The following is a 23286-nucleotide window of genomic DNA, read 5'->3' on the forward strand; positions in this document are numbered from 1 at the left end:
ACAAATTGGGATATATAAGGCATAAGGCGGTTATGGATAGTTTTTTGCCATTTTCTCGTCCTGCGATTGGCAGTGAAGAGATAAAAGCGATAGAAAAAGTTTTACACTCAGGTTGGATTACTACAGGTCCACAAAACCATCAGTTAGAGCAAGATTTTTCTCTTATGTTTGGCTGTAAACATGCTATTGCTCTATGTTCCGCTACCGCGGGAATGCACTTGGCTTTGTTGGCGCTAGGCATAGGCCCAGGTGATGAAGTCATTACGCCTTCCCAAACCTGGGTTTCCACTATCAATATGATTTGCTTGTTGGGTGCTGAACCTGTCATGGTTGATGTTGACCGTGATACATTGATGATCAGTGCTGAAACAATCAAAAATGTGATCACACCAAAAACCAAAGCTATTATTCCCGTTCATTATGCTGGAGCACCTTGTGACCTTGATGCTATTCGGGTTGTTGCTCAAGAAACCAATATTCCCCTTATTGAAGATGCAGCCCATGCTGTCGGCACCCGCTATAAACATGAATGGATCGGAGAGCGGGGGACTGCAATTTTTTCTTTCCATGCGATTAAAAACATGACCTGTGCGGAAGGTGGCATGTTTGTTACTGATGATGATGAACTTGCCCAAAGGATCCGTTGTTTAAAATTTCATGGATTAGCTGTTGACGCGTTTGATAGACAAATTCAGGGTAGAAAACCCCAGACAGAAGTTATTGAACCGGGTTTTAAATATAATCTATCAGATATTCATGCGGCGATGGCGGTTGTGCAATTAGGAAAACTGGCATCAATGAATGAACGTCGTCGGGAGTTGGTCGCTCGGTATTCTGCTGCCCTTATTGGTTCACCTTTGCAAATGCTGAAAGTTCCCGAATATCAGCATTTGCATTCCCATCATCTTTTTATGGTACGTGTTGACAAAAATATTTGTGGCATTGACCGCGATACTTTCATGGCACGTCTAAAAGACAGAAATATTGGTACAGGGTTGCATTTTAGAGCTGCACACACACAGAAATATTATCGTGAACGTTATCCACAACTTTCTCTGCCAATGTCTGAGTGGAATTCGTCAACACTTTGTTCATTACCTCTTTTCCCAGATATGAACAATGACGATGTAGATTGTGTCGTGAATGCGATGGCTAAAATTCTTTTGGAGCATAAATAAGTGACATTTGAGAAGATCAAAAAAATTTCAGTCGTTATTCCTGTTTACAACGAAGAAGAAAGTTTGCCCCAGTTATTGAAACGAACTCTCGCAGCATGCCAAAAATTAGAACAGAAATACGAGTTAATCTTAGTCGATGATGGCAGTCGTGATAGCTCTGCTGAAATTTTAACCCAAGCGGCTGAATCTCCAGAAAATCACGTAATTGCGATCTTACTGAACCGTAATTATGGGCAACATTCAGCAATTATGGCGGGTTTCCATCAAGCTGATGGTGATCTGATTATTACGCTTGATGCTGACTTGCAAAATCCGCCAGAAGAAATTCCCCGTCTGGTTAAAACGGCAGAAGAGGGATATGACGTAGTAGGGACACGTCGGGCTAATCGTCAGGATTCTTGGTTCCGTAAAACCGCTTCTAAAATAATCAATGCGATGATAACTAAGGCGACGGGTCGTTCGATGGGAGATTATGGTTGCATGTTGCGCGCTTATCGGCGTCACATCGTTCAGGCAATGCTTCAATGCCATGAGCGCAGCACATTTATCCCCATTCTTGCCAATACTTTTGCACGTAAAACGGTAGAAATTGAAGTAGCCCATGCAGAGCGTGAATTTGGGGATTCCAAGTATAGTTTTATGAACTTGATCAATCTGATGTATGACCTTCTGACATGCTTAACAACCGCACCATTGCGGTTATTGAGTGTAGTGGGGAGTATCATTGCCATAACAGGTTTTCTGTTGGCGGTGTTATTGATCGCTCTACGTTTTATATTCGGCTCAATATGGGCTGCAGAAGGGGTGTTTACCCTGTTTGCTATTCTTTTCATGTTCATCGGGGCACAATTCGTCGCAATGGGATTATTGGGTGAATACATTGGTCGGATATATAACGATGTTCGTGCTCGCCCTCGTTATTTTATTCAAAAAGTGGTCGGAGTTAAAAAGACCAACGATAATCAGGAAGAAAGCTAATGAAAGCAGTTATTTTTGCCTATCACGATATTGGTTGTGTTGGAGTCGATGCATTAGTAAAAGCTGGTTTTGATATTCAGGCTGTATTTACTCACACCAATGATCCGAATGAGAATCACTTTTTTTCTTCTGTTGCACGCGTCGGTGCTGATTTGAGCTTACCAGTATTTGCACCAGAAAATGTCAATCATCCGCTTTGGGTTGAGCGCATTCGCGAGATGAAGCCGGATATAATTTTCTCTTTTTATTATCGCAACATGCTTGGCCAGGAAATTTTATCACTGGCTGAAAAAGGTGCATTCAATCTTCATGGTTCTTTGCTGCCGAAATATCGTGGTCGTGCTCCAGTTAACTGGGCAGTTCTCAATGGAGAGACCGAAACGGGTGTAACATTACATAAAATGCTGGAGAAGCCGGATGCGGGAGATATTATCGCGCAACAGGCTGTACAGATTGGTGAAAATGATACTTCTTTGGTCGTACATGGAAAAATACGCGAAGCGGCAGCTGAATTATTGAATGATATATTGCCTCAAATAAAATCAGGTCATTATCTATCAATTCCACAGGACGAAAGCCAGGCAACTTATTTTGGTCGTCGCACCGCTGAAGATGGTGAAATAGTGTGGAATAAGTCCGCCAAAGAGATTAATAACTTGGTTAGGGCCGTGACAGAACCATATCCGGGTGCATTTACTTTTCTGGGCGAACGTAAGATAACGATTTGGCGTTCACAGCCACTTAATCAGGTTCATGAAAAATGCCCCGGAACCGTAATTTCTACTGACCCATTTGTTGTTGCCTGTGGTAATGGTGCGTTGAAAATCATTAGTGGGCAAGGTGAGTCAGGGCTTTATGTTCAAGGCAACCGATTAGCGCTTGAGATGGGCATTGTAGCGGGAGGTTATGTCGGCCCGAAGGCAACAGCTCAAGCCAGTCGTCGCAAACGTGTACTCATTTTGGGAGTCAATGGATTTATCGGTAATCATCTGACTGAACGATTGTTGCGTGATGGCAATTATGACATTTACGGGATGGATATTGGCTCTTCCGCCATTGAACGATTCCTTGGTAATCCTCACTTTCACTTCATTGAGGGGGATGTCAGCATCCATACTGAGTGGATTGAATACCACATCAAAAAATGTGATGTCATCCTTCCATTAGTGGCAATCGCGACTCCGATTGAATATACCCGTAATCCTTTGCGAGTCTTTGAGTTAGATTTTGAAGAAAACCTTAAAATTGTTCGTTATTGTGTTAAATACAATAAACGAATTATTTTCCCATCGACGTCTGAAGTTTACGGTATGTGTGATGACAGAGAATTTGATGAGGATACTTCGCGTCTGATTGTAGGGCCTATCAATAAACAGCGTTGGATTTATTCAGTCTCTAAACAATTACTTGATCGAGTCATTTGGGCATATGGTGCAAAAGAAGGTTTGAAATTTACTTTATTCCGTCCGTTTAATTGGATGGGGCCGAGATTGGATAACTTGGATTCAGCGCGTATTGGTAGCTCAAGGGCCATTACCCAATTGATTTTGAACTTGGTGGAAGGTTCCCCGATTAAACTGGTCGATGGTGGTGAGCAAAAACGTTGTTTCACTGATATTCATGATGGCATTGAAGCACTGTTCAAAATCATCGAGAACCGGGATGGGTTGTGTGACAGTCAAATAATTAATATTGGTAACCCGACAAATGAGGCGAGCATTCGTCAGCTGGCTGAAATGCTGTTGGATAGCTTTGAGAAACACGAGCTGAGAGGGCAATTCCCTCCATTTGCTGGGTTCAAGAAGATCGAAAGCAGCAGCTATTATGGGCAAGGTTATCAAGATGTTGAGCACCGTAAACCCAGCATTAAAAACGCAGAACGTTTGATAGCTTGGAAACCCACTATTGATATGAAACAAACCATTGATGAAACACTGGACTTCTTTCTTCGTGGAGCAGTTGAAGAATCCAAAGGGAAAAACTAAAAAGCAAGTGAGAATTTAGGAAGAAAGAGGGGAACTTCATGAAGAAAGTTGGTTTAAGGATTGATGTGGATACTTATCGAGGCACTAAGGAAGGCGTACCGCGGTTGCTTGATATTTTGCAAAAGCACCATATTCAAGCCAGCTTTTTCTTTAGTGTTGGTCCAGACAACATGGGGCGCCATTTATGGCGCCTGTTGCGTCCTATGTTTCTCTGGAAAATGCTGAGATCAAATGCAGCATCTCTTTATGGTCTGGATATCTTGTTGGCTGGTACAGCTTGGCCGGGGAAAAAAATTGCACAAGATCTAGGGTATTTGATGAAGCAAACAATGGAAGCTGGTCATGAAATTGGCCTGCATGCATGGGATCATCAAGGCTGGCAGGCAAAAGTGGGGCGTTGGTCAGAGAACGAATTAGCAGAACAAGTGAGATTGGGAGTTAATGCATTAGAAAAGGCAATCGGAAGAACTGTTACATGCTCAGCTGTTGCGGGTTGGCGAGCAGATGAACGAGTGCTGGCTGTTAAGCAACATTTTGGTTTCGATTATAACAGTGATTGTCGGGGTACATATCCATTCAGGCCACTCTTGCCCGATGGAAATGTGGGAACTGTACAAATCCCGGTCACATTACCTACCTATGATGAAGTTGTTGGAACATTAGTCAACGATGCAAATTTTAATCACTTTATCCTTGATGCCATTAAAAATGATCCTGGTGTTCCTGTTTATACGATTCATACTGAAGTCGAAGGCATGTCGAAATCTTTACAGTTTCAAACGTTGCTGAACATGCTTTACCAGCAAAATATTCAGTTCTGTAAATTGAGTCATTTATTACCAGCCAATAGAGATTCACTTCCTGTTGGGAGAATTGTTCGTTCGGATTTTCCCGGTCGTGAAGGCTGGTTAGGTTGCCAACAAGAGGTATAACACAAATATGTTGAACACTCGGACGAGTAAAGCGGGAGCCGTTCTGATGGCTCTTTTTTTTATTCTTACTTACTTATTGCCTTTGGATAGTCGTCTATTATGGCAACCAGATGAAACGCGGTATGCTGAAATTAGTCGGGAAATGCTGCAACGTGGAGATTGGATAGTACCTTATTTTCTGGATATTCGTTATTTTGAAAAACCAGTGGCAGGGTATTGGATCAATAACATCAGCCAATGGATTTTTGGTGACAATAATTTTGCTGTTCGTTTTGGCTCCGTATTCAGTATCCTAATCAGTGCATTTCTTCTTTATCGTTTGGCAATGATGATGTGGCAATGCCGTCAGACTGCTTTCGTTTCCAGCCTGATTTACATTTCCATGTTTATTGTCTTGTCCATTGGTACTTATAGTGTTCTTGACCCTATGTTTTCTTTATGGGTGACAGCGGGAATTGTGAGTTGCTATTGGGCACTTAAAGCGGTTGCGACCAGAGAGCGAATTATGGCATGGTCTGCTCTGGGGTTAGCCTGTGGTATGGCTTTTATGACTAAAGGCTTTCTGGCATTGGCGCTACCCGTGATTGCCATGGTACCCATCACTATATACCAGAAACGCTTTTGGGAAATGGTTCGTTTTGGACCTCTTGCTGTGGTTTCCGCTGTTTTGATCAGCCTGCCGTGGGTAATTGCGATTGCTCTGCGTGAGCCGGATTACTGGCATTATTTCTTTTGGGTAGAACATATACAGCGTTTTGCTTCTGAGGAAGCTCAGCATATTGCACCTATTTGGTATTACTTACCGATATTGATTTTAGGGGTGATTCCGTGGTTAGGATTACTGCCTGGTGCTTTAATCAAAAGTTGGAAAGAGAAAAAAAGTCATCCAGAAATGTTTTTCCTGCTTTGTTGGTTTGTTGTTCCATTCGTCTTTTTCAGTATTGCAAAAGGAAAACTACCAACTTACGTTTTACCTTTCATCGGCCCTTTAGCGCTGATGATGGCAAAATATAGTGTTGATTGTGTCAAAAATGGCAATACGAAAGCGTTGAAAATGAATGGACTGGTGAATGTCTTCATCGGATTGCTTGCTATTTTGGTACTTTTTGCTACGAAAACTTTGAATATTTCTCCAATTTATCAGCCTGATGAATGGTTGAAGTGGGTGATAGGGGTTATTGCCTTTGGCGCTTGGGGAGGAGTTGGTTATCTGTGCTTCATTCGCAATGGTAAATATTGGTTATGGGCTGCTGCTTGTTCAATTATGCTCAGCTTATCTATAGGTAGTGCATTGCCGGACAAGACGATAAATTCCAAGCTTCCTCAGCATTTCATTCAGCAAAATGAAAAAGAGTTAGCTGGTAGTAAATATATTTTGACTCAATCTGTCGGAGTTGGTGCGGCGATTGCTTGGGAGTTAAAACGCAGTGATATTTACATGTATGATCGTCAAGGGGAATTAAAATATGGCCTTGGTTATATTGATAGCAAATATCGATATATTGCAGAGGGAAAATTTCCTACATGGTTAGCGAAAGCGCGCAAAGAAGGTCAAGTTGCTATTGTTTTTCTCTTATCTTCAAAAGGTGAATTGCCTGAATTACCAGAGCCGGATTTTGTGCGTCGTAACCATAGATTCGCGCTTGTGATTTATAAGAAACAGCCATGAGCAGCCATATAACATTATTGGTTTTGGTTAGTTTACTAACCTGCGCGGCACAGCTATGTCAGAAACAGGCAGTGACTTGTTGGCAGAAAAAAGATACCCCTTATAAAGGGGTATTTATGGTGATATGGCTACTTAGCACGATTCTTTTGTTGAGCATAGGGATGATATTTTGGTTGCGATTATTGCAATTTTTGCCATTAAGTATTGCTTACCCTATGCTTAGTATAAATTTTGTAATAGTGACTTTGATTGGGCAATTTTTGTATCAGGAAAAAGTGGGGCTAAGGCACTGGATGGGGGTTTTAGCAATTATGTTTGGGATTTTATTGATGAACTTGAGCCAATGAAAGGTTACCTTTGGGGAGTGGCGAGTGCCTTGTTGGTCACCGTATCCCAATTGTTATTGAAATGGGGAGTTGCTCGTCTGCCAGAATTTTCGTTGTCAACGCATTGGTTGGATATCGACTGGCTTTGGACAAATCATAATCCTTTATTGATGATTATGGCTGGATTGGCGGGTTATACGTTATCCATGTTATGTTGGTTTTTCGCATTAAAATATCTGCCATTGAATAAAGCGTATCCTATTATCAGCTTGAGTTATGTTTTTGTTTATTTAATGGCAGTTTTATTACCTTGGTTCAATGAAACTGTCTCACTATTAAAGACATTGGGCATTTTTTTCATCTTATTGGGCGTTTGGCTAATTAGCAGACCGGAAATAAACCAATCTCATTAATTACGTTTATAAAGATTGATGAATAAAAGCGCCATATAACGTCATATTATTATGAAAAGTCTTAGAATAAGTGCTTGTTTTTTTATTTCTCGCTCAATAAAGTTTATCGTTTTTGTACCCAATGGATTTCAAGGTGCATCGCGGCGGCAAGGGAACGAATCCTCGGGAGCATAGATAACTATGTGACTGAGGTGAGTGAGTGTAGCCAACAAAGAGGCAACTTGAAAGACGAAGGGTATATATGATGATTGAGGGCAAACGGATGGCAATAAGAATAAGGTATTTATGCTTATTATTTAGTTTTTTTCTCATTGGTTGCACTAATTCTATAACTAAATCTAATTCACCTCCATTGAAAGCGGCTCTTTCTGATCCAATAATGGTCATCGCTCAGTTAAGAGATCAACTAGACCAATGGCATAATACGCCATATCTCTACGGTGGCTTGGATAAGCATGGCGTTGATTGCTCTGGTTTTGTTTACCGAACTTTTTATGACCGCTTTAATATCCAACTTCCCCGAACAACAAGTGAACAAACTAAATTGGGCACACGGATCAGCAAAGATGACCTGATGCCCGGGGATCTAGTGTTTTTTAAAACGGGTACTGGAAAAAGTGGGTTGCATGTGGGTATTTATGATACTAACAATGAATTTATTCATGCATCCACAAGTAAAGGTGTAATACGCTCCTCTCTTGATAATGTGTATTGGCGCCGAGTTTTTTGGCAGGCCCGTAGAATGTGATTTCATTTTCATCTCATTATTCCGGCAGCGCTTTATGATATCTTAAAGCTCTGTTTTTCTGCCGGAGTCAAAAATGTCCTCATTACGTCTGTTACTTTCAGATTCTCATGATCCCTGGTTTAACCTTGCTGTTGAAGAATGTATTTTTCGACAGATGCCTCCAAATCAGCGCGTTTTGTTTTTATGGCGCAATGCTAATACTGTTGTGGTGGGGCGTGCGCAGAATCCGTGGAAAGAGTGTAACACCCGAAAAATGGAGCAAGATGGAATCAAACTGGCTAGACGTAGCAGTGGAGGTGGCGCGGTTTTCCATGATTTGGGCAATACATGTTTTACTTTTATGGCAGGTAAGCCTGAATATGACAAAACTGTTTCCACACAAATCATCCTTGCAGGTTTGAAAAAGTCAGGAATTTATGCAGCAGCTTCTGGTCGCAATGATTTGGTTTTATCTTCTCCTGAGGGGGAGCGTAAAATATCTGGCTCCGCATATAAGGAAACTAAAGATAGGGGTTTTCATCACGGAACTTTGTTGATCAATGCTGACTTAAATCGTCTTGCTGATTATCTGAATCCAGACCCTAAAAAATTACAGGCGAAAGGTATCACGTCAGTTCGTTCCAGAGTGACAAATTTAGTTGAGTTGTTGCCAGATATTACACATGAAACAATTTGTAAGGGGATCATTGATTCATTTTTTGAATATTTCGGTGAGGAAGCCAAAGCAGAAGTTATTTCACCACAAGCTTTGCCTGATTTACCCGGTTTTAGTGATATTTTTGCTAGGCAAAGCAGTTGGGAATGGAACTTTGGTCAGACTCCTGTCTTCAGCCATGTACTGGATACACGATTCCGTTGGGGTGGTGTTGAGCTGCATTTTGATGTTGAGCATGGTGTAATTAGCCGTTGCCAGATATTTACTGACAGTTTGGATCCTGCACCGCTTGAATTATTATCTGAAAAATTAATCGGAGTGCAGTATCAATCAGAAACGGTTGGGAAAGTGATTCAGCAAATCAGTGGGCAATATTCTTCTCTGAATGCAGAATTACAGCAGTTGAACCATTGGCTTGTTAGTGAGCTGAAATAATGGAAGAACGTTTGATAAAATGCAAAAAATGGTCAACGGGAAGGTTGACCATAAAGGGTGACATTTATTATAAATGCGGGTTTGAAATATAGAATGGGTTATTTATTGTTGTGCAGTTATTCTTCGCAGCATTTATTTCTTACGGGATTTATTCCTCACAATGTAAGAATGTCTTGAGTTCAGGCAATTTCCCATTTTCCCTGAATTTAGCGGGTGTAGTATTAAAATGCTTTTTAAATATTCGAGTAAATGTAGCCTGAGAACTAAAACCATACTGAAGAGCAATATCAAGAATCGGCAAATTGTCTTCATGTAAAGATCTGGCTGCTTCATGGAGACGGCGTCGGCGTACATATTGACCTAATGTACAGCCTTTCAACTCCTTAAAAATGCGCTGTAAATGCCATTTTGAATAACCACTTTTATGGGCTATCGCATCTATTTTGATGCCTTCAGTCTGTTGAAGCTGGCTTTCTAACCATCTGATAATATCGTTGATAACATTTTCTAACATGTTTACCTCCCACATGGGTGGGCTTTTGCTAAAAATATACAGATAAATAATTAGTTACGTTATTGTGTGAGCCATTTTAAGAATTTCTGGTTTATCGTATACGCAAAATGTGCTGTTTATGGTTAATAACTGTTACAGATGGTTTATTTTTTGCTTGTAAAATAAATCATCACACCAGATGAACATCAAGTTTTAGTACAAGTGAATATTATGACTCTATGTTATTAATTATAAATAAGGCTGTAATGTAATCGAATTTGATTTATTTGATTATCTGCAAAATAGAATGCTGGACGGCTTACTGACGGAAGTTTTTCAGGAGTTAATTTTGCTGATTATTGTTATTTTGCTGTCTTACTGCTGCTCTTTAGTATTTGCCTTTATCCTGAAAACAGTGCATTTATCAAAAATAAAATAAATCAATGCATTAATTGATTTTAGACTGTTTTAATCTCATTCTTTCTATTTATTTGAGGCAAATTTTGCTGTGATCTGTAAAATTTGCCTCTTTCTCTTATCGCTATCTACTAAGTTGATTTCGAATTATTGCCAGCGAAGAGGGCACTGAGAAAAGGGAGAATAAAATAAACAGCAGCCTTTTATTGTCTGAGATAGATTTGTGGCTGGTGTGTCTCAGGATGTTGCATAACGCCTAAATCGGCTTGATACCATTGTTTAAGAATATCGTCACGCAGTACATCTTGTGGGGATCCGGATGCAACTAATCGCCCTTTGTGCAACAGAATAATTTTATCTGCATAAAGTGCTGCGAGATTTAAATCATGCAATACACAGCAGACAGCAATAGGCTGTTGTCGTGTCAGGCGATGAACCAAGCGTAATGTATGCTGCTGGTGATAAAGATCCAATGCTGAAGTGGGTTCATCTAAAAATAGGCAAGATTCAGTAGGTTCCGGGTGCCAAAGTTGAGCTAAAACTCTTGCCAGTTGAACCCGTTGCTGCTCTCCCCCAGATAAATGTTGATAATTCCTGTTCCTCAGTTCTTCACATTCTGTTAAAGCAATAGCTTCATCAATGGCAGTCCTCTTGTGGGCATTTTCATGAGGGACACGTCCCATGGCGATGACTTCCTCGACACTAAAAGGGAAAGAGAGGGAGCTATATTGTCTCATTACTGCACGAATGCGGGCCAGTTGTTGAGTGGGCCAACGGGAAATGGGGACTCCTTTTAGCAAACAGTCTCCTGAATCGGGTGGAATATAACCGGTTAACAAACGTAGTAACGTCGATTTTCCCGCCCCATTCGGGCCAATAATTGCTACAACTTCACCCTGACAAATAGAAAGAGAAATATTTTTGATTATCTGACGCTGCCCGATAAAATAATTTAAATTTTGGGCTTCAAGTAAATTAGCTGAAATGATCGGTTTCATTATAAACGGCCTCCTGCTGGCTTAAGAATGAGCCATAAAAAATAAGGGGCGCCGATCAAACCAGTAATAAGGCCTACTGGCATTTCCGCAGGAGAAACTAATGTTCTGGCTAATGTGTCAGCTGTTAACAAAAGACAGGCACCGCCTAGGATAGATATCGGCAGTAACCAAGTATGGTCACCCCCAAACCGTAGTCTGGCAAGATGTGGGATAACTAACCCAATAAAACCAATGACACCGCTTAAAGCGACTGCACATCCGACCAATAAGGCACTTAATAGCAATAATTGATATTTGGTGCGTTGGACATTAATGCCTAAATAGTGCGCTTCCTCGTCGCCCAGTTGCAGTAAGTTGAGCTTCCGTGACTGACTGAATGTCAGTATACAAACAGGGACAATGATTGAGGCGGCAATAGTCAAAGTTGGCCATTCTATTTGACTGAGTGAACCCATCATCCAAATCGAAAACTGGCGTAACTGTTGGTCGTTACTGATATAACTCAATACGCCAATAAATGACATACATAGCGCATTGATAGCGATACCGGCAAGCAGTAGCTTTGACAGATTGCCGTGATTATATTTGTTAAGGATGAATATCAGGGATGATACCAATAAACTGCCGACAAAAGCTGCAATAATATGTCCGTATAACGCAATGCTGACAGGTAGGGTGAAAGGCAGAACAATAACCATTGCGACGGTAAGCGCAGCGCCACTGCTGATCCCTAATAATCCGGGATCAGCCAGAGGATTGCGGAATAATCCTTGCATCACGGCACCAGAGATAGCCAGTGCGCCTCCAACAAGGATCGCCAGTAAAATACGTGGTAACCGAATATTCAACCAAATCTGCCACTGTGGGTCATCCAAAGAGGATTCCCACAGTGTTTTAAAGGAAAGTGGCAATGCCCCCATATTTGCTGAGCCAATTGCTAGAAAAAACAACAAGAAACCTAGCATTATCAAACCGAAGCTGGGGGATTGAGAACGACTCATTGCACTTTCTCCGCCGCATCACGGACTTGTTTCATAACAGCAGGTGTTTGCAGACTAAATCCAAGTAAACCCATTTCATCAACAACAACGACCTGTTTTTTCTTTCCTGCTGGCGTGAAGCTCAATCCAGGAAGTTTCCAGACTTTATCCATGCCACCCAAAGTTTTTAGTCCTTCGGTGCTGACCAGTAGTAAGTCCGGTTTGCTGGCAATAACACCTTCTTGGGATAAAGGACGGTAACCTTTGAAGCCCTGCATTGCATTTTTTGCACCAATGGAACGGATAATTTGATCTGCTGCTGTTTGCTGTCCAGCTGCCATTGGCATGATGCCTCCGTGGCTCATGACAAAAACAACTTTAGTAGGAATATCTGACGTGGTGATTTCAGTCAGTTGTTGCCGATATTGGGCAATCAATGCTTCGCCACGTTTTTCCTGATTGACCGCCTTGGCGACGGTCATAATTTTTTCAGGAACGGCTTCTAACGAGGTTTCGCTGGTCACTTTAACGACTTTTACACCGGAATCTTCGACTTGCTTGAGAGCCAGAGAAGGTTGAGCCGATTCACTTGCGATCACCAGTGATGGGCGCATGGATAAAATCCCCTCTGAATTCAGAACCCTCATATACCCGATATCGGGGAGAGAGAGTAATGCTTTGGGATTTTGGCTGGTACTGTCCCTTGCGACAACATGCTGTCCTTCGCCAAGTGCAAAAACAATTTCAGACACATCACCACCAATTGTAACAATCCGTTCGGCAGAGAACACATTGAAAGAGATGGCAAGCATAAATGTTAGAAGCCATTTTTTCATGCTATACAAGTTTCCTGTTCTGGTTGTAGTTTAGGCAAGGCGGCAATTTGTTCACGCCATTGAGTTTGTTCAGGGGTGCCTTCAGTACGTTGGCCGAACAATTGTGCAATTTGATTGCCATTGGCGTCAAACAACTCAAGGCTGGTAACGAAGCCACAGTCTGTTGGTTTGCAGGTTACCCAGCTTTCTGCGATGGCACTTTCAATCAGGTGCAGAGTGAAATTGTGGTTGAAAATGTTGAGCCATTTCTGGGCAGAGTTTTCTTCCTGATAAGGCATAAGGCGTTCCAATTTACCCGTGAAAATCTGAACACAGCCATGGTTTCCGACAAAAACCATAATTTCGTTTTGATCTTTATGAGCAGTCTCAACAAGTTGGGTCAGTGCCGAATTATCCACGCGATAAGCTAAATCATCTTTAACTGCATTGAAGATTTGCTGACGGTTAAGATTGTGGCGTTTCATCATGATGAAGAACTGGTGAACATCAGTCATTGCACGCCACTCTTCATCTAGCTGCGCTTTCAATTGTTCGGTAACTTCTGCATGCTCAGGCATTTCTTCCAGCTGAATTTCCAGCGTTGGGTTTTCACTGGTCTGATATTTTTCGATCAGGGCATCCCATGCAGCCATGTCGGTATTGCTGGTGGTATAAACTTTATGTAACGCATCGCCTTGGCGATCAAAGAATTGAATGCTGTGACGCATACCATTCTTGGCTGGTTCAACCAAAGAAAAAATGCTGTTCCAGTGATCGAAGAACAAGCGCAAATCAAGCTCGCGTGGATTGAGGATCAAACCTACATGCGGGCTGAATTTAGTATTTTCGTAGCGTCCAACATGTTCATGGACGGCGAAGTCATTGCGGGTAATCGCCTTGGTTTCACCAACTATTGCCAGCTCCTGAAGCAGGGTAGGAGCATTAATGCTCAAACGTTTTGCATCAATACCGACACGGCTATGCAATAACTCTCCTTCGCTGACGTTAAGGTAAGCAGCCAGGTCGCGTGCGTATTTAGCTTTGTTTTCTGCTTTGGCTTGTTGGTAACGTTCATAAAGTGACTGATTCACTGTTGCTAACTCCTTAAAAAACGGCATTTAAAAATAACTTTATCTTAAAAATAACGTTGTCTTAGAACCAAAATAATGGTCTGTTTGTTATTTACCACTGGTAACTGACGAACAATTTAGCATTACGGCCACTCTGTGGCGCTCCTTGCGATGAATAATAGGCTTTATCAAAAGCGTTACCCAGTACAACGGAGGTAGTTAACCCTTTTAATGTTCCATCACCATGGTAGCTGACGTAGAAATCATTGACGCTATAACCCGCGTATTGAGTGATCTTTTGACCACGTTCGTTTCTGTCACCATTTACCCCTCTGAGTTTGGTATGTTGAGTAAATTTGCCAATCCATCCGATAGAAAAACCTGTCGCGGACAATGGAATGTCCAAAGTACTGGTTAGGGTGTCAGGGCTGAGGGCTTCTATAGATGCTCCAGTTTCTTTGTTTTTGCCAGTTGTATGGTTGTAAGCGAGATCCCAGGAGAACCAATCTGAGTCATACGTCATGGAAACATCCCAACCCCAAATTTTGGCTTTTGGAATATTGAAAGATGTCGTAAATCTCATATCAGGCGTTACAGTAGAAGATATGTAGTCTTTCGCTTTAGTATCAAAATAGCTGGCTTTAAATTTCAGATCATCATTGCTGGCAAACAGTTCATCAAAACGTAGTCCGAAACCATATTCCTGGGTTTCATTGCTTTCAGGGCGCAAGTTTGGATTTGGTTTCCAATAGTTTGTAAGTCCGGGACCTCCACTTTTTGAAGGCATATAAAAATGTTTCGAATCGTTATACATTTCTCCCATGGTCGGAGAGCGGAATGCCTGTGAATAGGAGGCAAATAGCATTGACCAATCTGTAGGGGTAATACTAATAGCACCTTTTGATGACCATTTATCGGCACTGATATCGTCATATTTGTTATTTGATGCTTTGTAATTGTCGTAACGTGTACCCGCTATAAACGAGACAGGCAAATCACGCAGAGTCATTTCGTCTTGTACCCAACCAGATGCAAAACGGATATCTGCGTTAGGAAATCCTTCTATAACACTGCTACTTGGCTTTTGTTTTTGTTTATAGACTTCACCACCATAGGTGAATTGATGTGCCGCAAAGGCAGAGGTTCCCAGATGAGAGCGGTTTTCAAGTTTTACACCATAAGTTTCCTGTTTACGGCCTTCAAAACCTTTGTCTTTACTTTTGTTATTAATATTTATATCAGAATAATAGATATCCGCTCTGGCGTTTAACCAGCTGTATTTTTCAGGGTTTAATTGATAAGACAATTGAGCATCACGCTGTGCTGTGGTGCGATCTATCCGTTGATTTCCAATGCTATTTGGAGATTGGGGGTTTTTAGGCTCATGTGCTTCATTACGGTAATAACGCAAATTGCCGCTAAGCTTTTGGCTGTCATTGATCTGCCAGGAGCCTTTTGCCAAAAGATTACCAATGGTTTCGTCATTCTGGTCTTTTACGCCATTTCCATAACGGAGATTACCCACATCACGGGTACCAAATGCAACTAAGCCATCAAACTGCTCTGTTTTACCAAATGCAGTTCCTCCAAAGCCCAAACTATGGTCACCGCTTCCTGCACGGCTAAAGACGCGAAATCCGCTATTTTTACCTTCTTCCAATAAATCAGCAGCATCTACTGTTTGATAAGCAATAACACCACCCAGAGCTCCACTGCCATATAATAACGCTGATGGACCACGAACAACTTCAACCTGCTTGATCAGCGCAGGATCGAGGAATATGCCATTGATGTGTCCTGTATCGGTACCTTGTCGAATGCCATCAACGAGAGTTAAAACACCTTTTTGGGAATATCCTCGCATACTGATGTCTTGTCCATTGGCACGATCAGTGCCAGCGATATTGATGCCTGGGATGTTACGCAGTAAATCATTCGCATTGCCTGCAACTTGATTGCTGGCTGAATTTCCTTCAATAACTGTAACCATCATGGGGGCTTCAAAGTTGTTACGCTGGTTGCCAGTGGCATAGACAGTTAAAGTATCCTTGGATGATTTGTTTTTCTCGGCATGTACTGTTGCTGCATTCGCAGAAGATAAACTTGCGAAGATGACGACACTCAATGTAGACAGTTTCAGGCTTGGTGGTTTAATTAGAGTCATGCAGGTCAATCTCCATGCTGAAATAGTGTGTTTTTATGAATACAAATCACTGAACACAATTAACTGAAAACCTAGCTGATATTTAGTAGGTGAGCTTGTTAGATTTCTTTTTGCCTCAGAATAAATTTGCTGGATTTGGCCGGATGTAACCGAAAAATTTGCTGTGATAGCAAATTTCTATAGCATACGGTTTTCCCAAGAGCTGTTGACCATCGATGCAATTGATCTTTACAGAATCATTGGATAGATCAGGAAGAATCTGCTGCTGCAGGAGACTAGTGTAGCAACGTTGATGATGTGCTAATTTTTCCATAACCAATCTTGAACAATAATTATTCTAATATTGAGAATAATTATCGTTTCAATGGTGGTTAACTTCAAGCTCTTTTTTTTATACCTGAATTTGAGTAGTAATTTTTTGATTTTAAATGATTTGTTTTTATAGATGACTGGCTCCGTCGCGTAGTAGGAGCCAGAATAACGAGAGGATTCAGGAACGATTTCTCATGGCTTCATCAAGGATACTGATAAACTTCTCTGTATCCTGCCAGCTAAGGCATGGATCAGTAATAGATTGCCCGTATGTCAAAGGTTCTCCCTTAATGACTTTTTGTGCCCCCTCGACTAAAAAGCTTTCGGCCATAACACCAGCAATAGCTGTTGAGCCAGATTGAATTTGCTCACCAATATTTCTGGCTATATCCAGCTGACGACGATGAATTTTCTGGCAATTAGCGTGGCTGCAATCCACAATCAAACGTTCAGGTAAGTGCAATTCACGTAGTTTATGGCAGGTCGTTGCAATATCTTCGGCACTGTAATTTGGTTTTTTCCCACCACGCATAATAATGTGCCCATAAGGGTTTCCGTTGGTTTGATAAATAGTCATCTGACCGTTTTTATCAGGGGACAAAAACATATGCTTAGCTCGTGCTGCGCGTATTGCATCAATGGCGATAAGCGTATTGCCATCCGTTCCATTTTTAAAACCAACTGGGCATGACAAGGCAGAAGCCATTTCTCGGTGAATTTGGCTCTCTGTCGTTCTGGCACCGATAGCTCCCCAACTAATTAAATCGGCAATGTATTGACCAGTGACCATATCCAGAAATTCTGTCGCAGTCGGGACGCCTAATTCATTAATATCAATTAATAGCTTGCGGGCAAGGGAGAGCCCTTTATTGACTTGACAAGAACCGTCCAATATAGGATCTGAAATCAAGCCTTTCCAGCCAACGACTGTTCTCGGTTTTTCGAAATAAGCTCGCATCACAATTTCTAGATTATGCTGATATTGTTCGCGCAGAGTGCGTAAACGGGAGGCATAATCAAGAGCTGCATCAACATCATGAATGGAACAGGGGCCAATAATGACCAATAAACGTTGATCATCTCCTGTCAGAATGGATTCAATACGCTTTCGTGACAATGTCACATTTTGCAAGGTTTTGTCTGATATAGGATATAGCTCTGCAAGCGTTTTAGGTGTTATCAGGCTATCAATACGGTGGGTTCTTAATTCATCTGTTTTGTACATATACTTTCTCGAATTCTACTTCATATTGAGACAGTGTCTGGAATAACCGGGGAATCACAATAACTCAACTTCCAACAAATTCAACAGACAATCATGATATTTGCACGAGAAAGTGCCGTGAATAAATATTGTCAAACATGCTTGTATTTTGAAATCAGAACATACGACGCTTCAGTCCCATACTGTCAATAATTTTGGTGGAAATTTCTTCGACAGAATAATTGGTGGTATTCAGGTAATTAATTTTATTTTTCCGGAATAAAGCTTCAACTTCAGCAATTTCGATCCGACATTGTCGTAATGAAGCATAACGGCTATTTTCACGTCGTTCTTCCCGAATAGCAGCGAGTCTTTCTGGACTAATCGTCAGGCCAAATAATTTATGTTGAAAAGGCTTTAAGGCTGCGGGTAATTGCAAATTATCCATATCATCTGCAGTAAAAGGATAGTTTGCTGCCTGAATACCGAATTGCATTGCAAGGTAGAGGCTGGTTGGTGTTTTTCCACAACGGGATACGCCGAGAATAATCACTTGAGCCTGCTCAAGGTTACGCAATGAAATACCATCATCATGAGCGAGGGCGTAATCAATGGCAGCAATGCGCGCATCATATTGCCCCAGGTTTTTTTTAGATAAGCCGTGAGTCCGATGCAATTCAGGCTTTGGTTCCAAGCCGATTTCTTTTTGTAATGGAGCAACCAATGTTTGAACAATATCCTGACAGAAGCCATCGCTACAGGTGATAATATTTTTGACTTCATTTGAAATGATGGAGTAAAAAACTAAAGGCCTGACTTGGGTCTGTTGATATATCATGTTTATTTGATCTCTGACTTCCTCGGCTCTGGCTTTGTTTGTCACGAAGGGTAAGGTATAGGAAGTAATCTCAATGGGAAATTGAGACAACACTGCGTGGCCTAATACTTCTGCTGTGATTGCTGTTCCATCCGAAATAAAAAATACGCTGCGTTCCAGTATTTTGTTATCAGATGCTTGGGAGGTATGAATTTTTATCATTATCATCGCTCTTCTTTTATTGTTATACCCTTCGTATTTCAAATAGCTGCTTTGTTGGCTGAATAGTTCTTATGTGAATAGTTTTTATTAAAAATAGTTCCTTATGGAAATAGTTTTTATTGATAATAGTTATTATCAGGCGGTATCTATACGCTCCATTTTTCAGATTATACCCGCAAAAAAATAATATTGTTGGGTTGATCGATTCACCTTTCTATATCTGACAAGACAATGTGCTAGGCTATTTTCTGCTGTAAAGAGCAGCTTTAATTTTCCGATTTGTACTTCCGAATGTAAAAAAGGATAGTTTCTAATGTCCAATAGCAGCCTCATCCCAAGCAATGTGCTCTGGTATAACCAATTAGGCATGAATGACGTTAATCGGGTCGGTGGTAAAAACGCCTCTCTTGGCGAGATGATTACTAATCTGGCTGAACTTGGCGTGTCTGTTCCCAATGGTTTTGCTACAACTGCACAGGCATTTAATGATTTTCTGGAACAAAGTGGTGTTAATCAGCGCATTTATCAATTGTTGGATGAAACCAGTGTTGATGATGTCAATCAATTGGCTAAAGCTGGCGCGCAGATTCGCCAGTGGGTGATTGATACGCCATTTACCGCTCAACTTGAAAAAGATATTCGTGATGCCTATCTGCAATTGTCTGAAGGTGAGCCTGACGCTTCTTTCGCTGTACGCTCTTCCGCAACAGCAGAAGATATGCCGGATGCTTCTTTTGCTGGACAGCAAGAAACTTTCTTGAATGTGCAAGGCATTGATGCGGTTATGGTTGCTATCAAGCATGTCTTTGCATCACTTTTTAATGATCGTGCTATTTCTTATCGTGTCCATCAGGGTTATGACCACCGGGGCGTTGCGCTTTCTGCTGGGGTACAGCGCATGGTGCGTTCTGATTTGGCCTCATCTGGGGTGATGTTCACGATTGATACAGAATCAGGCTTTGATCAAGTTGTATTCATTACATCAGCTTATGGTTTGGGGGAGATGGTCGTGCAGGGAGCGGTGAACCCTGATGAGTTTTATGTCCATAAACCTACACTGAGCAATAACCGTCCTGCAATAGTGCGCCGCAATATCGGTTCTAAAAAAATACGCATGGTTTATGCAGATAGTAAAGAGCATGGGAAGCAGGTGCGTACGGAAGATGTATCAAAAGAATTGCGTAATCGTTTCTCTTTGGTTGACAGTGAAGTGGAAGAACTGGCCAGACAGGCCTTATTGATTGAGAAACATTATGGTCGCCCGATGGATATCGAGTGGGCGAAAGATGGACACAATGGAAAGCTATATATTGTGCAGGCTCGTCCTGAAACTGTCCGTTCAAATCAGCAGGTAATGGAACGCTACCAACTTAATGAGCAGGGCAGTGTTTTGGTGGAGGGTCGCGCGATTGGACACCGTATTGGTGTTGGAGCAGTCAAAGTTATCCATAATCTTAGTGAAATGGATCGCATTCAAGCGGGTGATGTGTTGGTAACTGACATGACTGATCCAGATTGGGAACCGATCATGAAAAAAGCAGCGGCCATTGTCACCAATCGTGGTGGGCGTACTTGCCATGCAGCCATTATTGCTCGTGAATTGGGTATCCCTGCTGTTGTTGGTTGTGGTGATGCTACTGAGCGCCTAAAAGAAGGTCAGCAAGTAACAGTTTCGTGCTCGGAAGGTGATACTGGTTATGTTTATCAGAATAAATTGGATTTCAGTATTCAGAGTTCTGAAATTGATAAACTGCCAGAACTGGATGTGAAGATCATGATGAATGTGGGTAATCCTGATCGCGCATTTGACTTTGCTTGCTTGCCAAATGAAGGGGTTGGCTTGGCGCGATTGGAGTTTATCATTAACCGAATGATCGGCGTGCATCCTCGTGCTCTACTCGAATTCTCCGAACAATCTCTTGAGTTGCAAGAACAAATTAAATTGCTGATGGTTGGTTATGATGATCCTGTGGAGTTTTATGTAGGGAGATTGACCGAAGGGATTGCAACACTAGCAGCAGCATTCTGGCCTAAACGAGTGATCGTCCGTTTATCAGATTTCAAATCCAATGAATATGCGAATTTAGTGGGTGGAGATATGTATGAGCCGCATGAAGAAAACCCGATGTTGGGTTTCCGTGGTGCAGGGCGATATGTCTCTGACAGCTTCCGTCAATGTTTTGCTTTGGAGTGTGAGGCAGTTAAGCGAGTACGCAATGTGATGGGACTGACTAACGTTGAAGTGATGATTCCATTTGTACGTACAGTGGCTCAGGCTGAAGCTGTAATATCAGAGCTGGCATCTCAAGGCTTGAAGCGCGGTGAAGATGGCTTGAAAGTCATCATGATGTGTGAAATTCCGTCGAATGCGTTATTGGCAGATCAATTCCTTGAACATTTTGATGGTTTCTCAATTGGCTCAAATGATATGACGCAATTGGCCTTGGGGTTAGATCGCGATTCTGGAGTGGTATCCGAATTGTTCGACGAGCGTAATGATGCAGTGAAACAATTACTTTCTATGGCAATTCAAGCTGCTAAACGTCAGGGAAAATATGTCGGCATTTGTGGACAAGGCCCTTCGGATCACGAAGACTTTGCAGAATGGTTGATGAAAGAAGGAATTGATAGTTTATCGTTGAATCCTGATACAGTCGTTAAAACGTGGGTTTCTTTGGCTGAAAATAAATAATCGAATTAATTCAGGACTGAATTAAAAGGCCTGTTAGAAAACTTGCAGGCTTTTATATTCTATGTAATATGATATTTTTTAGTATGGATGATTAATTACAGAGAAAATAAAATACATAAAAAAAAGCCTATCATGGGCTGACAGGCAAAGACTACACACAGCAATATATATTACTTCATTGTACCCAGGCTATGGCGTTATAGCCTGGGTTGGCAATACTCTGGGAAACGTTTGTTTCGATAAAATGGATATTAATTTAATAAGTGAGTTTATTCATTAGGAATCCTCTTAATAAATAAAAATTAGAAAAGAAAATTTAGAAAATAACTTCTTTGCAACAATTTTTCCGATGGGTGGTTGTTTTTTTGAAAAATGAATTTGTATTTATGATGGAATTCGCGTGGTATATTCACAGGAATTATAATTGCGCGAAAATATCATTTCCGCGCCGTTATTTAATTATTTTTTGTGCTTTTTCCCGGAATGTTTATTCTGAATCTGCCATCTTGATTTCGGGCTTAGGAACTTCATTCATCCATGCTAATAGTAAGCTGTAAGAAACAGCTAGTACAACAGGTCCAATAAATAACCCAATAACACCCAGTGAAAGTATTCCGCCGATCACACCGGTAAGAATTAATACCATAGGTAAATCAGCGCCAAGACGAATTAAGAAGGGGCGCAGAACACCATCCATTGTGGTTAATATCAAGCTCCAGATAACTAAAATGGTTCCTAAGGTTGTTTCTCCTGTCCAATAAAGCCATGCGATAGATGGAATGAGAATAAGTAAAGGACCAAGCTGGGCAACACAGCATACAAACATCAGTACTGTTAATATCATTGAATAAGGAATGCCGGCAATGATCAGCCCAATTCCGCCTGCGATTGCTTGAACCAACGCTGTTACAACTACACCAAGGGCTACGGCCCGGATGGATTGAGCGGCCAGCAACACTACGGCATCACCTCGTTTATCTGCCAGTCGAATGGCAAAATGGCGAATGCTCAGCATAACCTGCTCACCTTTCCAATAAAGCAATACACTGAATATTACCATGAGTGCCAGATGGAAAAGGAAGCGCCCTGCGTTGGCTGCTTGGGTAAAAAACCATGTTGCTGTTTTACCGATATAAGGGGGAATTTTGTTGAGAAGCATGTCACTGCCATCAGCAATCAAATCCTGCCATTTTAGATATAAATCGTCACCAATGACGGGTATCCTATTAAGCCATTCCAGTTGTGGAAGTTGGAAAGAGGAAGGGGATTTTGCCCATGCAATCAATGGCGCACTGTTTTCTACTAAGCTATTAATAAGTAATGCAATCGGGATGACAAATAATAAGATCAGTAGTAACGTCATGATAGAAACAGCAATCCAGCGTTTTCCCCATAATCGTTGCTGTAATTTCTCCAATAATGGCCAAGTTGCGATAACTACCATTCCTGCCCAAATAAACCCCAAAATAAAGGGGCTTAAGACCCAAAAGCTGGTGGTGATGAGCAATAAAATGAAAAATAGTGCAAATAACAGCTTGGGTAGATCTTGATATGATTGAGATTTTTCCATGAAATTATTTCTCGTGGTAATTGAAAATGCTATTGGTAGTTACAATGGTAATTAAATATAACGCTATTTCACTGATTGCTCAAAATTGATAAATATTGTGATATGTTTGAAAGCTTGTTTGCTCAGAAGCCAGAAAATTATCTGAGTTACGCTATCCAAGATAGTATTATAGATAAAGCAATGTGGATACTTATTAGAATAAGGGGCAATTAG

General features: G+C 41.3%; 19 protein-coding genes. 10 read left to right on the plus strand and 9 right to left on the minus strand.

Annotated features, from left to right (window positions below; all coding sequences use genetic code 11):
- Positions 1–32 precede the first annotated feature (32 nt).
- The 9 genes from arnB to lplA all read left to right on the plus strand — a co-directional run bounded on the left by arnB (position 33) and on the right by lplA (position 9319).
- Entirely contained in the window at positions 33–1178 is a 1146-nt protein-coding gene (gene arnB / locus Xvie_RS11965; protein WP_086109540.1) for a UDP-4-amino-4-deoxy-L-arabinose aminotransferase, read from the plus strand.
- A complete protein-coding gene (arnC, locus tag Xvie_RS11970; protein ID WP_086109541.1) occupies positions 1179–2156 on the plus strand; it encodes an undecaprenyl-phosphate 4-deoxy-4-formamido-L-arabinose transferase in 978 nt (325 codons plus the stop codon).
- Entirely contained in the window at positions 2156–4141 is a 1986-nt protein-coding gene (arnA, locus tag Xvie_RS11975) for a bifunctional UDP-4-amino-4-deoxy-L-arabinose formyltransferase/UDP-glucuronic acid oxidase ArnA (RefSeq protein WP_086109542.1), read from the plus strand. The genes arnC and arnA overlap by 1 nt, the downstream gene beginning before the upstream one ends.
- 38 nt (positions 4142–4179) lie before the next feature.
- A complete protein-coding gene (gene arnD, locus Xvie_RS11980; protein ID WP_086109543.1) occupies positions 4180–5073 on the plus strand; it encodes a 4-deoxy-4-formamido-L-arabinose-phosphoundecaprenol deformylase in 894 nt (297 codons plus the stop codon).
- A gap of 7 nt (positions 5074–5080) precedes the next feature.
- Positions 5081–6742, plus strand: a complete 1662-nt coding sequence (gene arnT, locus Xvie_RS11985) for a lipid IV(A) 4-amino-4-deoxy-L-arabinosyltransferase (RefSeq protein ID WP_086109544.1) — start codon at positions 5081–5083, stop codon at positions 6740–6742.
- Positions 6739–7089 carry a 4-amino-4-deoxy-L-arabinose-phosphoundecaprenol flippase subunit ArnE gene (gene arnE, locus Xvie_RS11990; RefSeq protein WP_086109545.1) on the plus strand — a complete coding sequence of 117 codons (351 nt, stop codon included), beginning with the start codon at positions 6739–6741 and terminating at the stop codon, positions 7087–7089. The genes arnT and arnE overlap by 4 nt, the downstream gene beginning before the upstream one ends.
- On the plus strand, positions 7086–7481 hold the full coding sequence (arnF, locus tag Xvie_RS11995; protein WP_086109546.1) for a 4-amino-4-deoxy-L-arabinose-phosphoundecaprenol flippase subunit ArnF: 396 nt from the start codon (positions 7086–7088) through the stop codon (positions 7479–7481). The genes arnE and arnF overlap by 4 nt, the downstream gene beginning before the upstream one ends.
- A gap of 262 nt (positions 7482–7743) precedes the next feature.
- Positions 7744–8229, plus strand: coding sequence for a C40 family peptidase (locus Xvie_RS12000; RefSeq protein WP_086109547.1), 486 nt, complete (start codon positions 7744–7746; stop codon positions 8227–8229).
- Positions 8230–8302: 73 nt separating this feature from the next.
- Positions 8303–9319, plus strand: coding sequence for a lipoate--protein ligase (gene lplA, locus Xvie_RS12005; RefSeq protein WP_086109548.1), 1017 nt, complete (start codon positions 8303–8305; stop codon positions 9317–9319).
- 148 nt (positions 9320–9467) lie between these two features.
- On the opposite strand, the gene Xvie_RS12010 is transcribed toward lplA, so the two are convergent.
- The 8 genes from Xvie_RS12010 to ppsR form a co-directional block, all read right to left on the minus strand.
- Positions 9468–9833 (minus strand): helix-turn-helix domain-containing protein, encoded by a 366-nt coding sequence (locus Xvie_RS12010; protein WP_086109549.1) that lies wholly within the window; start codon positions 9831–9833, stop codon positions 9468–9470.
- Positions 9834–10432: 599 nt separating this feature from the next.
- Entirely contained in the window at positions 10433–11227 is a 795-nt protein-coding gene (locus Xvie_RS12015) for a heme ABC transporter ATP-binding protein (protein WP_086109550.1), read from the minus strand.
- Complete coding sequence (locus Xvie_RS12020) at positions 11227–12228, minus strand: FecCD family ABC transporter permease (RefSeq protein WP_086109551.1); 1002 nt, start codon at positions 12226–12228, stop codon at positions 11227–11229. The genes Xvie_RS12015 and Xvie_RS12020 overlap by 1 nt, the downstream gene beginning before the upstream one ends.
- Entirely contained in the window at positions 12225–13043 is an 819-nt protein-coding gene (locus Xvie_RS12025) for a heme/hemin ABC transporter substrate-binding protein (protein ID WP_086109552.1), read from the minus strand. The genes Xvie_RS12020 and Xvie_RS12025 overlap by 4 nt, the downstream gene beginning before the upstream one ends.
- A complete protein-coding gene (locus Xvie_RS12030) occupies positions 13040–14113 on the minus strand; it encodes a hemin-degrading factor (protein ID WP_086109553.1) in 1074 nt (357 codons plus the stop codon). The genes Xvie_RS12025 and Xvie_RS12030 overlap by 4 nt, the downstream gene beginning before the upstream one ends.
- A gap of 91 nt (positions 14114–14204) precedes the next feature.
- Entirely contained in the window at positions 14205–16256 is a 2052-nt protein-coding gene (locus tag Xvie_RS12035) for a TonB-dependent hemoglobin/transferrin/lactoferrin family receptor (RefSeq protein ID WP_086109554.1), read from the minus strand.
- 490 nt (positions 16257–16746) lie between these two features.
- Positions 16747–17793, minus strand: a complete 1047-nt coding sequence (locus Xvie_RS12040; protein ID WP_086109555.1) for a 3-deoxy-7-phosphoheptulonate synthase — start codon at positions 17791–17793, stop codon at positions 16747–16749.
- Between the two features lie 154 nt (positions 17794–17947).
- Positions 17948–18811 (minus strand): posphoenolpyruvate synthetase regulatory kinase/phosphorylase PpsR, encoded by an 864-nt coding sequence (gene ppsR, locus Xvie_RS12045; RefSeq protein WP_167376271.1) that lies wholly within the window; start codon positions 18809–18811, stop codon positions 17948–17950.
- Between the two features lie 313 nt (positions 18812–19124).
- On the opposite strand from ppsR, the gene ppsA reads away from it, so the two are divergent.
- Positions 19125–21503, plus strand: coding sequence for a phosphoenolpyruvate synthase (ppsA, locus tag Xvie_RS12050; protein ID WP_086109556.1), 2379 nt, complete (start codon positions 19125–19127; stop codon positions 21501–21503).
- Positions 21504–21990: 487 nt separating this feature from the next.
- On the opposite strand, the gene ydiK is transcribed toward ppsA, so the two are convergent.
- Complete coding sequence (gene ydiK / locus Xvie_RS12055) at positions 21991–23073, minus strand: AI-2E family transporter YdiK (RefSeq protein ID WP_086109557.1); 1083 nt, start codon at positions 23071–23073, stop codon at positions 21991–21993.
- Positions 23074–23286: the final 213 nt, after the last annotated feature.

This window comes from Xenorhabdus vietnamensis, from assembly GCF_002127535.1.
In the GTDB taxonomy this organism is placed as follows: domain Bacteria; phylum Pseudomonadota; class Gammaproteobacteria; order Enterobacterales; family Enterobacteriaceae; genus Xenorhabdus; species Xenorhabdus vietnamensis.